Here is a 14,087-nt window from a genome sequence, read left to right as displayed (position 1 = left end):
ATCACTTCGCGCTACAGGTCGGACTGGCCGTTGAGCGCGGCCCGCACCAGGTCTGCCACTGTCATCGAGTCGACGGACTCGTCGTCTTCGTCGTCGCCGGCCCCACCGCCGCGTCCGGCGAGCTGGAGCAGGGGCTCCAGGACGCCGATCTCACGCAGCCGGTCGAGCGGGACGGAGGCCAGTACGGCCCTGATCTCGGTCTCCTCGTCGGACACGGCCGGCTCGTCGGGGACGAGCCGGGCGAGGACGAACTCACCCAGCGCCAGCGGCGTCGGGTGGTCGAAGACCAGCGTCGCGGGCAGGCTCAGGCCGGTCGCGGCGCCGAGCCGGTTACGCAGCTCGACCGCGCCCAGTGAGTCCACCCCGAGGTCCCGGAAGGACCGTTCGGCGCCGACGGCGCCGGTGTCCGGGTAGCCGAGGACCTGTGCCGCACGGGTGCGCACCAGGTCCACGACGGTGTCAAGGCGGCGGGCCGGCGGCATGCCCGCCAGCCGGTCGGCGAGGGTGCCCTCCGGGGACTCGGGCGCCGCCGCGGCGACGGTCTCCCGGTAGCCGGGGAACTCCCGCAGCAGGGCACTCGGCCGGGTGCCGCCGAAGGCGGAGGCGAACCGGTCGAGGGCGACCTCGGCGACCACCGCGGTCGGCTCCTTGCCGGTGACCAGCCGCAGCAGCGACTCCACGGCGAGGTCCGGGTCCATGGCGCCGACACCGGCCCGGCGGGCCGCTTCGTCCGCGCCGTGGCCCTCGGCCATGCCGCCGCCCGCCCAGGCGCCCCAGGACACGGAGGTCGCGGGCAGGTTCTGCGCCCGGCGGATCTCGGCGAGGGCGTCCAGGACCGCGTTGGCCGCCGCGTAGTTGGCCTGGCCGGGGTTGCCGACCGCGGAGGAGGCGGACGAGAACAGGACGAACGCGGTCAGGTCGAGGTCGCGGGTCAGCTCGTCGAGCAGCAGCGCCGAGGTGACCTTCGCGCGGAACACCTGCTGGTACCGCGCCGGGGTGAGCCGGTCGATGACGCCGTCGTCGAGCACGCCCGCCGCGTGGATCACCGCGGTCAGCGGCCGGTCGGCCGGGATCGCATCGAGCACCGCGGTGAGCTGATCCCGGTCGGAGGCGTCGCAGGCGGCGAGGGTGACGCCGGTGCCGAGCGCCTGGAGTTCGTCGCGCAGGGCGGTGGCGCCGGGCGCCTCGGGTCCGCGGCGGCCGAGCAGCACCAGGTGCTGGGCGCCCTCCTTGGCCAGGCGGCGGGCCACATGGGCGCCGAGGGCGCCGGTGCCGCCGGTGATCAGCACGGTGCCGGTCGGGTCCCAGGCGCCGGTCTGCCCGCGGTCCGGTGCCGGTACGAGGCGGCGGGCGAGGACCGCGGAGCCGCGCACGACGACCTGGTCCTCCCCGTCGAGTCCGGCGAGGACGGCGGCGAGTCCGGCGGCGGCACGCTCGTCGGCGCGCTCCGGCAGGTCCACCAGGCCGCCCCAGCGGTGCGGGTACTCCAGCGCGGCCACCCGGCCCAGGCCCCACACGGCGGCCTGGAGCGGCCGGCGCGGGCGGTCGGTGCGGTTGGCGGACATGGCGCTGCGGGTGACGCACCACAGCGGGGCCTCGATCCCGGCGTCGCCGAGGGCCTGGAGCAGCGTGCCGGTGAGGGCGACGCCCTCGGGCACGTCGCCGTGCACCGTCTCGCTCAGGGCGAGCAGGGAGACGACGCCGGCGAAGCGGGTGCCCTCCGCGGCGGTCTCACGCAGGGTGGCGGCCATGGCCTCCCGGTCGGCGCTGCCGGCCTCGGCGCGCACCACCCGGGTGCCCAGGGCGTCCAGCGCGGTCGTCACCCACGGGTCCTCACCGAGGCCTTCGGGGACGACGGCCAGCCAGGTGCCGGTGAGCGGCTTGCGGTGGGCCATCGCCCCGCCGGTCAGACGCTTCCAGACGATGCGGTGGCGCCAGTTGTCGAGCTGTGTCTCCTCGGACTTGCGGCGGCGCCAGTCGAGCAGGGCCGGCAGCACCTTGGACAGGGCGTCGCCCTCGACGTCGAGGACGGCCTCGAGCGAGCCGAAGTCCTCCTGCGCGACGGCGTCCCAGAAGGCGGTGTCGGTGCCTTCGGCCTCACCGGCGGACACGGTGCCCTGCGCGGTGGCGGGCAGGGTGTCCGGCCAGAACCGGCCGCGCTGGAAGGCGTAGGTCGGCAGGTCGAGCCAGGAGCCGGGGGCGGCCTCGAAGAAGGTGTCCCAGCGGGGTCCGGCGGCGTGCACGTGCAGCCGGCCGAGGGCGGCGACCAGGGTCTCCACCTCGTCGCGGTTGCGGCGCTGCGCGGGGACGCTCACGCTGTCCGGGGCGCTCTGCTCGGCGAGCGCGGACAGCACCGCGTCGGGGCCGAGTTCGAGGAAGACGCGGACGCCCCGGCCGGCCAGTGCGGTGACGCCGTCGGCGAACCGGACGGTGCCGCGCACATGGCGCACCCAGTAGTCGGCGTCGCACAGTTCGTCGGCGCCCGCCACGTCGCCGGTCACGTTGGACACGACGGCGATGCGGGGTGCGTCGTAGCGCAGGCTCTCGGCGACCTTGCGGAACTCGGCGAGCATCGGGTCCATCAGCGCCGAGTGGAAGGCGTGGCTGACCTTGAGGCGGGTGGTGCGGCGGCCCCGCTCGGCGAGGACGGCGGCCAGGGCGAGCACCGCGTCCTCCTCACCGGCGAGCACCACGGACGTGGGGCCGTTGACCGCGGCGATCGACACCAACGCGTCGGTGAGTTCGGCGGCGACCTCCTTCTCGGTGGCCTCGACCGCGACCATGGCGCCGCCGCGCGGCAGTTCCTGCATCAGGCGGGCCCGTGCCGCGACCAGCCGACAGGCGTCGTCCAGGGAGAGGACGCCCGCGACATGGGCGGCGGCGATCTCGCCGACGGAGTGACCGGCGACGAAGTCCGGCGTCACACCCCAGGACTCCACCAGGCGGTACAGGGCGACCTCGAAGGCGAACAGCGCGGGCTGGGTGTGCCCGGTCTCGTTCAGGGTCTCCTGGTCACCGTGCCAGACGATCTCCCGCAGCGAGGCACCGAGGTGGCCGTCGAGCCGGGCGAGGACCACGTCGAACGCCTCGGCGAACACCGGGAACCGCTCGTACAGGTCCCGGCCCATGCCGAGCTGCTGGGAGCCCTGGCCGGAGAAGAGCACGGCATGCTTGCCGGTGCGCTCCACATGGTGCTCGACGACCTGCGCGGCGGTGTTGCCCTCCGCGACGGCGGTGAGCCCGGCGAGCAGCGCGTCCCGGTCGGCGGCGGTCACCGCGGCCCGGTGTTCGAAGACGGCGCGGGTGGTGGCCAGGGTGCGGGCCAGGTCGGTGACCGTCTCCTCGGGGTGGCCGGTCACGTGGGCCAGGAGCTTGCGTGCCTGGGCGCGCAGCGCGTTCTCCGAGCGGCCGGACAGCAGGACCGGGACGGGCGAGCCGTCCGCGGCGGGCCCGGCGGGCCGCGCGGGCTGCTTGACGGGGGCCGGCTGCTCCAGGATCAGGTGGGCGTTGGTGCCGCTGGCCCCGAAGGAGGAGACGGCGGCCCGGCGCACCCGCTCCGACTCGGGCCAGGCGGTGGGCTCGGTGAGCAGGCGCGCGTTGCCCGCGGTCCAGTCGACGTGCGAGGAGGGGTTCTCGGCGTACAGCGAGCGCGGCAGCAGACCGTGCTGCATGGCGAGCACCATCTTGATGACGCCGCCGACACCGGACGCGGCCTGCGTGTGGCCGATGTTGGCCTTCAGGGAGCCGAGCAGCACGGGCCGCTCGCGGTCCTGGCCGTAGGTGGCCAGCAGGGCCTGCGCCTCGATCGGGTCGCCGAGCTTGGTGCCGGTGCCGTGCGCCTCGACGGCGTCGACGTCGGCGCTCTCCAGGCGGGCGTTGGCGAGGGCCTGGCGGATGACGCGCTGCTGGGCGGGGCCGCTGGGCGCGGTCAGGCCGTTGGAGGCGCCGTCCTGGTTGATGGCGGAGCCGCGCAGCACGGCGAGCACGCGGTGGCCGTTGCGGCGGGCGTCGGAGAGGCGTTCGACGACGAGCATGCCGACACCCTCCGACCAGCCGGTGCCGTTGGCGTCCTCGGAGAAGGCGCGGCAGCGGCCGTCGGGCGACAGTGCGCCCTGGGCGCTGAACTCGACGAAGCCGACGGGGGTGGCCATCACGGTGACACCGCCGGCCAGGGCGATCGAGCACTCGCCCGAGCGCACGGCCTGGGCGGCCAGGTGCAGGGCGACCAGGGAGGAGGAGCAGGCGGTGTCGACGGACACCGTGGGGCCCTGGATACCGAGGGTGTAGGCGACGCGGCCGGACAGGAGGCTGGCGGACTGGGCGGTCTGCCACTGGCCGTACTCGGCCGGCGGCCGGTAGTCGCCGGAGCCGCCGCCGACGAAGACGCCGGTGGTGCCGCTGCCCCGCAGGGTCACCGGGTCGATGCCGGCCCGTTCCAGGGCCTCCCAGGACGCCTCGAGCAGGATCCGCTGCTGCGGGTCCATCACCATGGCCTCGCGCGGCGAGATGCCGAACAGGCCGGGGTCGAAGTCGGTGGCGTCGTAGAGGAATCCGCCCTGGTCGGTGGCGCTGCGGCCCGGGCCGTCCGTGGCGAGGGCGTCGAGGTCCCAGCCCCGGTCGGTCGGGAAGTCACCGACGGCGTCGACCTCGTCGAGGAGGAGCTGCCACAGGTCCTCGGGCGAGTTGACGCCGCCCGGGTAGCGGCAGGCCATGCCGACGATGACGACCGGGTCGTCGCCGGTGGCGACGGGCGCGGCCACCGGGGCGGCGGTGTCCGTGGCGCCGCCGAGGAGTTCGGTGCGCAGGTGCGCGGCGAGCGCCGCGGGGTTCGGGTGGTCGAAGACCAGGGTCGCGGGCAGCGTGATGCCGGTCGCCGCGGTGAGCTGGTTGCGCAGGTCGACGGCGGTCAGCGAGTCGAAGCCGAGGTCCCGGAAGGGCAGGTCGGGTTCGACGAGCGCGGTGTCCGCGTGGCCGAGGACCAGGGCGGCCTTCTCGCCGACGAGGGCGAGCAGGATGTCGTCCCGGTCGGCGGCGGGCTGCTCCAGGAGCCACTGGCCGTAGCCGCCGGAGGCGGCGGCCTCCTCGGTACGGGCGCGGGCCGCGCCCGCGAGGGCGGTCCTGGCCTCGGGCAGGCCGTCGAACAGCGCGGTGGTCCTGGCCTCGTGGTGCGCCGGGGCGAAGGTGTCCCAGCGGACGTCGGCGACGGTGACCGCGGCGGAGCCGTCGGCGACGGCACCGGCAAGGGCGGTCAGGGCGGCGTCGGCGTCCATCACCGGCAGCCCGTTCATCCGCAGGTGGGCGGTGGTCGACGGGTCGGCCAGCTCGGCCCAGGCGCCCCAGGAGACGGCCAGCGCGGGCGTCCCGCCGGCGCGCAGGGCGCGGGCGAGGGCGTCCAGGTAGGCGCCGCCCGCGGCCTCGTCGGACCTGCCGCGCACGCCCCAGACCCCGGCGATGGAGCCGAAGAGGACGAACGCGTCCAGGGAGCGGCCGGCGACGGCCTCGGCGAGGGCGTCCACCGGGGCGAGGGCGGCGGCCAGGCCGTCCGCCGGGGTGTCGTCGGCGTACACGACCGCGGTCAGGTCGGTCAGACCGTCCAGGAGCGCGGTGGCCGCGTCCCGGTCGCCGGTGTCGTGGACCGCGACGGTGGCCTCGGCGCCGAGCCGGGCGAGTTCGGCCCGCAGTTCCTCGGTGTCGGTGCCGCCGTCGGCGGGCGAGGTGGTCAGCACCAGGCGGGCGGCGCCCTCGCGGGCGAGCCAGCGGGCGGCGTGGGCGCTCATGGTGCGGGTGCCGCCGACGACGAGGACGGTGCCGTGCGGGCGCCATCCGGCGTCGCCGGGGGCGACGGCGGTGCGCACGAGGCGGCGGCCGAACAGGCCGGCGGCGCGGACGGCGATCTGGTCCTCGCTGCCGGGCCCGGTCAGGTGGGCGGCGAGCAGGGCCGCGGTGGCGGCGTCGGCGTCGGGCGCGAGGTCGGCGAGGCCGCCGAAGCCCTCGGGGTGCTCAAGCGCGGCGACTCGGCCCATGCCCCACAGGGCGGCCTGGCCGACGGCGGCGGGTGCCTCCCCGGTGACGGAGACGGCGCCGCGGGTGACGCACCACAGCGGGGCGTCGACACCGGCGGCCCGCAGGGCCTGAAGGACGGCGGCCGGTGCGGCGTCGGGCGCCGGCAGGGTGCCGGTGCCCGCGGCGAGCAGCGAGACCACCGTGGTCCAGCCGGCCGGGTCGACGTCCGCGAGTTCCCGGGCGAGGGAGCCGGGGGCTTCGTCGACGACGAGCGGGTCGGCGCCCAGAGCGGTGACGAGCGTCTCCGCCCAGTCGGCGCCCGCGTGCTCGGCGGGCACGAGGGCCAGGACCCGGCCGGCCGGGGCGGCGTGCGCCGGGGTGCCGAGCGCGGTCCAGCTCTCGTGGTAGCGCCAGTCGCGGGCGGTGGAGCGGGCGTCGTTGCGTCGGCGCCAGGCGGACAGCGCGGGCACCATCGTGGTGACGGTGTCGCCGTCCAGGCCCAGGGAGGCCGTGAGGCTCTCCAGGTCCTCCCGCTCGACGGCGGCCCAGAAGGCGGCGTCGACGGGGTCCGGAGTGCCGGTGGCGCCGGGCGCGGCGGGCTCGGGCCAGTAGCGCTCACGCTGGAAGGCGTACGTCGGCAGTTCGACGCGGTGCCCGCCGGTGCCTGCGAACCAGGCGGTCCAGTCGGGTCCGTTGCCCTGGGTGTGCAGGGTGGCCAGCCCGTCCAGGAGGGTGGTCTCCTCGGCGCGGTCGCGGCGCTGGAGCGGGACGGCGGTGGCGGGTGCCCCGTCGGCGGACGCGTCCAGGGTCTGCTGGGCGGCGGCGGAAAGCCGGCCGTCCGGGCCGATCTCCACGAAGGCGGTGACGCCGGCCTCGCGCAGGGCGCGCACGCCGTCGGCGAACCGGACGGTCTCGCGGACGTGGCGGACCCAGTAGGCGGGGGTGAGGAGTTCGGCACCGGCGGGGGCGCCCGTCACGGTGGAGACCAGGGGGATGCGGGGCTCGTGGTAGGTGAGGGACTCCGCGACCCGGCCGAAGGCGGTCAGCATCGGGTCCATGAGCGGCGAGTGGAAGGCGTGGCTCACCCTGAGCCGGGTGGTCTTGCGGTCCTGCGCCTCGAAGTGCTCGGCGATCGCGGCGACTTCGTCCTCGTCACCGGCGACGACCACCGACGAAGGACCGTTGACCGCGGCGATCGACACCCGCTCCGTCAGAAGCGGAAGCACCTCCTCCTCGGTGGCGCGCACCGCGAGCATCGCACCGCCCCGCGGCAGCTCCTGCATCAGGGAGGCGCGGGCCGCCACCAGCCGGCAGGCGTCCTCCAGCGAGAACACCCCGGCGACATGCGCGGCGGCGATCTCACCGACGGAGTGACCGGCGACGTGGTCGGGGGTCAGGCCCCACGACTCCAGGAGGCGGTGGAGGGCGACCTCTACGGCGAACAGTGCGGGCTGGGTCCAGCCGGTCTGGTCGAGCAGCTCGGCGTCGGGCGTGCCCGGCGCGGCGAACAGGACCTGGCGCAGCGAGAAGTCCAGCGCGGTGTCGAACTGCGCGAGGACCGTGTCCAGCGCGTCGGCGAACACCGGGAACCGCTCGTACAGGCCGTGGCCCATCATGGCGCGCTGTGCGCCCTGCCCGGAGAACAGGAAGGCGGTGCGGCCGGGGGTGCGGGACGCGACCGAGCGGGCCGTCTCGCGCACCCCGTCGGGGCCGGCGAGCAGCACGGCGCGGTGCGGGAAGAGGGTACGGTCGGTGGCCAGGGAGCGGCCGACGTCCAGCGGGGAGAGCTCCGGGTGGGCGGCGGCGTACGCGGTGATCCGGTCGATCTGGTCCTGGAGTGCCTCGCGGCTGCGGCCGGAGACGATCCACGGGACGGTGCCGACCTCGGCGGCGGGGGCGGGCTCGTCGGCCGGGGCGGGGGCGGGCTCGTCGGCGGGAGCCTGCTCCACGATGACGTGCGCGTTGGTGCCGCTGACGCCGAAGGCGGAGACGCCTGCGCGCCTCGGCCGTCCGGTCCCGGGCCAGTCGCGTTCCTCGGTGAGCAGCGACACGGCGCCGCCGCTCCAGTCGACGTGGCTGGTGGGGCTGGTGACGCGCAGGGTGCGCGGCAGGGTGCCGTGCTGGATCGCCAGCAGCATCTTGATGACGCCGGCGACGCCCGCGGCGGCCTGGGTGTGGCCGATGTTCGACTTGATGGTGCCGAGGAGCAGCGGCTGTTCGGCGTCGCGGTCCCTGCCGTAGGTGTTGAGCAGGGCCTGCGCCTCGATCGGATCGCCGAGGGTGGTGCCGGTGCCGTGCGCCTCGACCGCGTCGATGTCGGACGGCGCGAGGCGGGCGTCCGCGAGGGCCTGGCGGATGACGCGCTGCTGGGACGGGCCGTTGGGGGCGGTCAGGCCGTTGGAGGCACCGTCCTGGTTGACCGCGGTGCCGCGGATGATGCCGCGGACCTCGTGGCCGTTGCGGATCGCGTCGGAGAGCCGTTCCAGGACCAGGATGCCGACGCCCTCGGACCAGGCGGTGCCGTCGGCGTCGTCGGAGAACGGCTTGCAGTGCCCGTCGGGGGCCAGTCCGCCCTGGGTGCTGAACTCGACGAAGGAGTCGGGGGTCGACATCACCGAGACGCCGCCCGCGACGACGAGGTCGCACTCGCCGGCGCTCAGCGCGCGGCCCGCCCAGTGCAGGGCGACCAGCGAGGAGGAGCAGGCGGTGTCGACGGTGACCGCGGGACCCTCCAGGCCGAGGGCGTAGGAGAGGCGGCCGGACATCACGCTGGCGGTGTTGCCGGTGGCGACGTAGCCGGCGACGTCCGAGGCGGAGCGGCGCAGCAGGTTCGGGTAGTCCTGGCCGTTGGTGCCGACGAAGACACCGGTGGTGGAGCCGCGCAGCGCGGCCGGGTCGATGCCGGCCCGCTCCAGCGCCTCCCAGGTGGTTTCGAGCAGCAGCCGCTGCTGCGGGTCCATGGCGAGCGCCTCGCGGGGCGAGATGCCGAAGAAGCGGGCGTCGAAGTCGGCGACCCCGGCGAGGAATCCGCCGTGCAGCGTGTCGGAGGCGCCGGCGCCGAGCGCCGCCATGTCCCAGTTGCGGTCGTCGGGGAAAGGGGTGATGCCGTCGCGGCCCTCGGTCAGCAGCCGCCACAGCTCCTCGGGCGTGGTGACGCCGCCGGGGAAGCGGCAGGCGAGGCCGACGACCGCGATCGGGTCGTCGTCGACGGCCCGGGTGGCGACGGTGTGGGCGGTGGAGTCCGGGAGCGTGCCGAGGAGTTCGGCGAGCAGGAAGTCCGCCATCTCGCGCGGCGTGGGGTGGTCGTAGACGAGGGAGGCGGGCAGGCTCAGGCCGGTGATGGCGTTGAGCGCGTTGCGCAGCTCGAGGACGGTGAGCGAGTCGAAGCCGAGGTCCCGGAAGGCCAGGTCGTCGTCGACGGTGCGGGCATCGGTGTGGCCGAGCACGGCCGCCACCTGGGTGCGCAGCAGGTCGAGGACGTGTGCGGGGCGCTCCTCGGCGGGCATCTCGGCGAGTTGCTGCCGCAGGCTCGACCCGGTGGCGGTGGCCGCCGCCGGGGCGGTGGCGCCGGCCGTCTCCGGGAGGTCGGCGACGAGCGGCAGCGGGCGGCCGGCCGCGAAGGCGCGCAGGAAGCGTTCCCAGTCGATGTCGGCGATGGCGACGGTGGTGTCACCGTTGTCGACGGCGCGCAGCAGCGCGGCGACGCCGGAGGCGGGGTCGAGGGGTTCGAATCCGCCGCGGCGCACGCGGGCGGCGATCTCGGCGGCGTCGGCGACCATGCCGGAGCCGGCCCAGGGGCCCCAGGCCACGGACAGGGCGGGCAGGCCCTGGGCGCGGCGCTGCTCGGCGAGGGCGTCGAGCTGGGCGTTGGCGGCGGCGTAGTTGCCCTGTCCGGCGGCGCCGATGAGGCCGGCGGTCGAGGAGAACAGGACGAACGCGGCGAGGTCGAGGCCGGCGGTGAGGTCGTGCAGATGGCGGGCGGCGACCGTCTTGGCGTGCAGGACGGTGGCGAAGCTCGCCGGGGTCAGCTCGTCCACCACGTGGTCGTCGACGACGCCCGCGGTGTGGAAGACGGCGGTGAGCGGCGCGTCCTCGGGCACCTCGACGAGGAGTGCGGCGAGCGCGTCGCGGTCGGCGGCGTCGCACGCGGCGATCGTGACGCGGGCGCCCGACTCCTCGAGTTCGGCGCGGAGTTCGGCGGCGCCCGGGGCGTCGGGTCCGCGGCGGCTGGTGAGCAGCAGGTGGGCGGCGCCGTCGCGGGCGAGGCGGCGGGCGAGGTGTCCGCCGATGCCGCCGGTGCCGCCGGTGATCAGGACGGTGCCGGCCGCCGGGTCGAAGGCGGGGCGGACGGTGTCGGCGACGGGGCTGTGGGCCAGCCTGCGCAGGAAGACACCGCCGGCGCGGACGGCGACGGCGTCCTCGCCGTCGCCCGCGGCCAGGATGCCGCGCAGCCGTCGGGCGGCCTGCGTGTCCAGGTCCTCCGGGAGGTCGACGCTGCCGCCGAAGCGGCCGGGCAGTTCGAGGGCGGCGGCCCGGCAAAGGCCCCACACGGCGGCCTGCTCGGGTGCCGTGACCTGCTCGGAGCGGCCGACGGCGACGGCTCCCCGGGTGACGTTCCACAGCGGGGCGTCGAGGCCGGCGTCGCCGAGCGCCTGGAGGGCGGTGGCGGTGAGGGTGAGCGCGGCGGGGGCGCCGGGGTGTCCGGCGTCGCCGGGCGCGAGCGGCAGCAGCGACAGCACGCCCTGGAAGGTGTCGCCGTCGGCGGCCTCGGTGAGGCGGGCGGCGAGGGCGGCGCGGTCGGTGCCGGTGACCTCCACGCGGACGGTCGCGGTGGCGAGGGCGGCCTCGACGTCTGCGGCCCAGGCGGCGGTGGACTCGTCGCGGTGCTCCGCCGGTACGAGCACGAGCCAGCGTCCGGTGGGTGCGGCGGCGGGGGCGCCGCCGCGCGGCTTCCAGGTGACGCGGTAGCGCCAGGAGTCGAGCGCGGACTGTTCGCCGCGGCGCTGCCGCCAGGCGGTGAGCGCCGGGACCATCGCGGTGACGGTCGTGTCGTCGAGGCCGAGTGAGGCGGCGAGCGAGGCGACGTCGGCGTGTTCCACCGCGGCCCAGAACTCGGCGTCGAGCGCGGAGCCGGGTGCGACGGTGGTGGTGCCGGCCGCGGTGGTGTCGGGCCAGTACCGCTCGCGCTGGAAGGCGTAGGTGGGCAGGGCCACGCGGCGGGCGCCGCTGCCCTCGAACCAGGTGGCCCAGTCGACGTCGAAGCCGTGGGCGTGGGCCGCGGCGACGGCGGTGACGAGGGCCTGCTCCTCCGGGCGGTCGCCGCGCAGCGTGGGCAGCAGCGCCGTGCGGGAGGCGTCGGTGAGGCCCTCGCGGGCCATCCCGGTGAGCACGCCGTCGGGGCCGAGCTCCAGGAAGGTCTGGACGCCGCCCTGGGCGGACAGCCAGCCGATGCCGTCGGCGAAGCGCACGGCGGAGCGGACGTGGGAGACCCAGTAGTCGGCGCCGCACACCTGCTCGGGGGTGGCGAGGGTGCCGGTCACGTTGGAGACGAACGGGATCGCCGGAGCGTGGTACGTCAGCGTGCGGGCCACGGCGGCGAAGTCGTCCAGCATGGCGTCCATGAGCGGCGAGTGGAAGGCATGGCTCACCCGTAGGCGCTTGGTGCGGCGCCCCTGCTCGGCGAAGTGCGCGGCGACGGCGAGCACGGGCTCCTCGACACCGGCGACGACGACGGACCTGGGCCCGTTGACGGCGGCCACGGAGACCTGGTCGGCGAGGCCCTCCAGGTGCGGCAGCACCTCGTCCTCGGCGGCCTCCAGGGCGACCATCGCGCCGCCCTCGGGCAGCGCCTGCATCAGCCGGCCGCGGGCGGCCACCAGGGCGCACGCGTCGTCGAGGTCGAGGACGCCGGCGACGTGCGCGGCGGCGATCTCGCCGACGGAGTGGCCGGCCAGGTAGTCGGGGGTGATCCCCCACGACTCCAGCAGCCGGAACAGCGCCACTTCGAGGGCGAACAGCGCGGGCTGCGCGTAGCCGGTGCGGTCGAGCAGGGCGGCGTCCTCGGAGCCCTCGGCGGCGAACAGCACGTCGCGCAGGGGGCGTTCGGTGGTGCCGTCGATCCGGACGAGCACCGCGTCCAGGGCGTCGGCGAACACCGGGTGGCGCTCGTACAGTTCGCGCCCCATGCCGAGGCGCTGGCTGCCCTGTCCGGTGAACAGGAAGGCGGTGCGTCCACGGCCGGTGCGGCCCTGGACGAGACCGGCGCCGGGCAGTCCGTCGCGCAGTGCGGTCAGGCCGCGCACCAGTCCTTCGTGGTCGTCGGCGACGACCGCGGCGCGGTGCTCGAGGGCGGCGCGCGAGGTGGCGAGGGAGAACGCCAGGTCGGTCGGGTGGATGCCGGGGCGGCCCGCCAGCAGGTCGAGCAGGGCTCCGGCCTGGGCGCGCAGGGCCGCCTCGCCGCGTCCGGAGACGAGGACGGGCACGAGGGCGTCCCGCGGCGCGGGGGTGTCCTCCTCGGGGGCGGCCGGGGCGGTCTCGGCGGGGGCCTGCTCCAGGATGGTGTGGGCGTTGGTGCCGCTGAGGCCGAAGGAGGACACGGCGGCGCGGCGCGGGCGGCCGGTCTCGGGCCACTCGGTGCGCTCGGTGAGCAGCTGAATGGTGCCGGAGGACCAGTCGACGTGGGTGGACGGCTCGTCGATGTGCAGCGACCTGGGGACGACGCCCTCGTTGAGGGCGTGCACCAGCTTGATGACGCTGGCGACGCCGGAGGCCATCTGGGTGTGGCCGATGTTGGACTTCACCGAGCCGAGCAGCACGGGCCGCTCGGGGTCGCGGTCCCTGCCGTAGGTGGCGAACAGGGCCTGCGCCTCGATCGGGTCGCCGAGGGAGGTGCCGGTGCCGTGGCCCTCCAGGACGTCGATGTCGTCCGCCTCGACGCCGGAGTTGGCGAGGGCCTGGCGGATGACGCGCTGCTGGGAGGGGCCGTTGGGGGCGGTGAGGCCGTTGGAGGCGCCGTCCTGGTTGATGGCGGAGCCGCGGATGACGGCGAGGACCTCGTGGCCGTTGCGGCGGGCGTCGGAGAGCCGCTCCAGCAGGATCAGGCCGACGCCCTCGGCGAGGGTCATGCCGTCGGCGCCCTCGGCGTACGCCTTGCAGCGGCCGTCCTCGGCGAGGGCCCGCTGCCGGCTGAAGCCGACGAACGACATGGGCGTGGACATGATGCTGGCACCGCCGGCGAGAGCGAGGGAGCTCTCGCCGTTGCGCAGCGACTGGCAGGCCAGGTGGATGGCGACCAGCGAGGACGAGCACGCGGTGTCGAGGGTGACGGCGGGGCCCTCGAAGCCGAACAGGTAGGAGACGCGGCCGGACAGCACGCTGGGGAGCGAGCCGGTGATCATGTGGCCTTCGGAGCCCTCGCTGCCGGGCACGGCGGCGCCGTAGTCCTGGTAGCTGGCGCCGATGAAGGTGCCGGTGAGGCTGCCGCGCTGGGCGACCGGGTCGATGCCGGCGTTCTCGAAGACCTCCCAGGCCGTCTCGAGGAGGAGGCGCTGCTGCGGGTCCATCGACAGGGCCTCGCGGGGCGAGATGCCGAAGAAGCCGGGGTCGAAGTCGGCGACGTCGCGCAGGAAGCCGCCCTGCACCGAGTAGGTGCGGCCGGACGCGTCCGGGTCGGGGTCGTAGAGGGCCTCGGCGTCCCAGCCGCGGTCGGCCGGGAAGACGGAGATCGCGTCGACCTCGTCCAGCGAGACCCGCCACAGCTCCTCGGCGGAGGTGACGCCGCCGGGGTAGCGGCAGCTCATGCCGACGATGACGATCGGGTCGTCGTCGACGGGCGCCCCGGCGGTCACGGCGATGGCGCCCGCGGAGTGGACGTCGGCCAGTTCGGAGTGGAGGAAGCCGGCCAGGGCGGCCGGGTTCGGGTAGTCGAAGACCATCGTGGACGGCAGCGTCAGCCCGGTGACGGACGCGAGCCGGTTGCGCAGCCCGACGGCGGTCAGCGAGTCGAAGCCGACGTCGCGGAAGGCGCGCTGGTCGGTGAGGTCGTCGGCGGTGGCCAGTCCGAGCACGGAGGCGGCCTCGTTGCG

The 14,087-nt window shown here is 75.8% G+C and carries 1 protein-coding gene (only partly in view); it reads right to left on the bottom strand.

Annotated features, from left to right (window positions below; genetic code table 11):
- Positions 1-11: 11 nt before the first annotated feature.
- A protein-coding gene (locus OIE49_RS30350) for a type I polyketide synthase (protein WP_326805075.1) crosses the window boundary here: on the bottom strand, positions 12-14,087 show its end. 14,307 nt of this gene lie beyond the right edge of the window; the window shows 14,076 of its 28,383 coding nt (coding positions 14,308-28,383); its start codon lies off the right edge, out of view — the gene reads right to left on this strand; it ends in the stop codon at positions 12-14.

The organism is Streptomyces sp. NBC_01788 (assembly GCF_035917575.1).
Lineage (GTDB): Bacteria > Actinomycetota > Actinomycetes > Streptomycetales > Streptomycetaceae > Streptomyces.
This window is presented reverse-complemented; position numbering and strand designations above follow the sequence as displayed.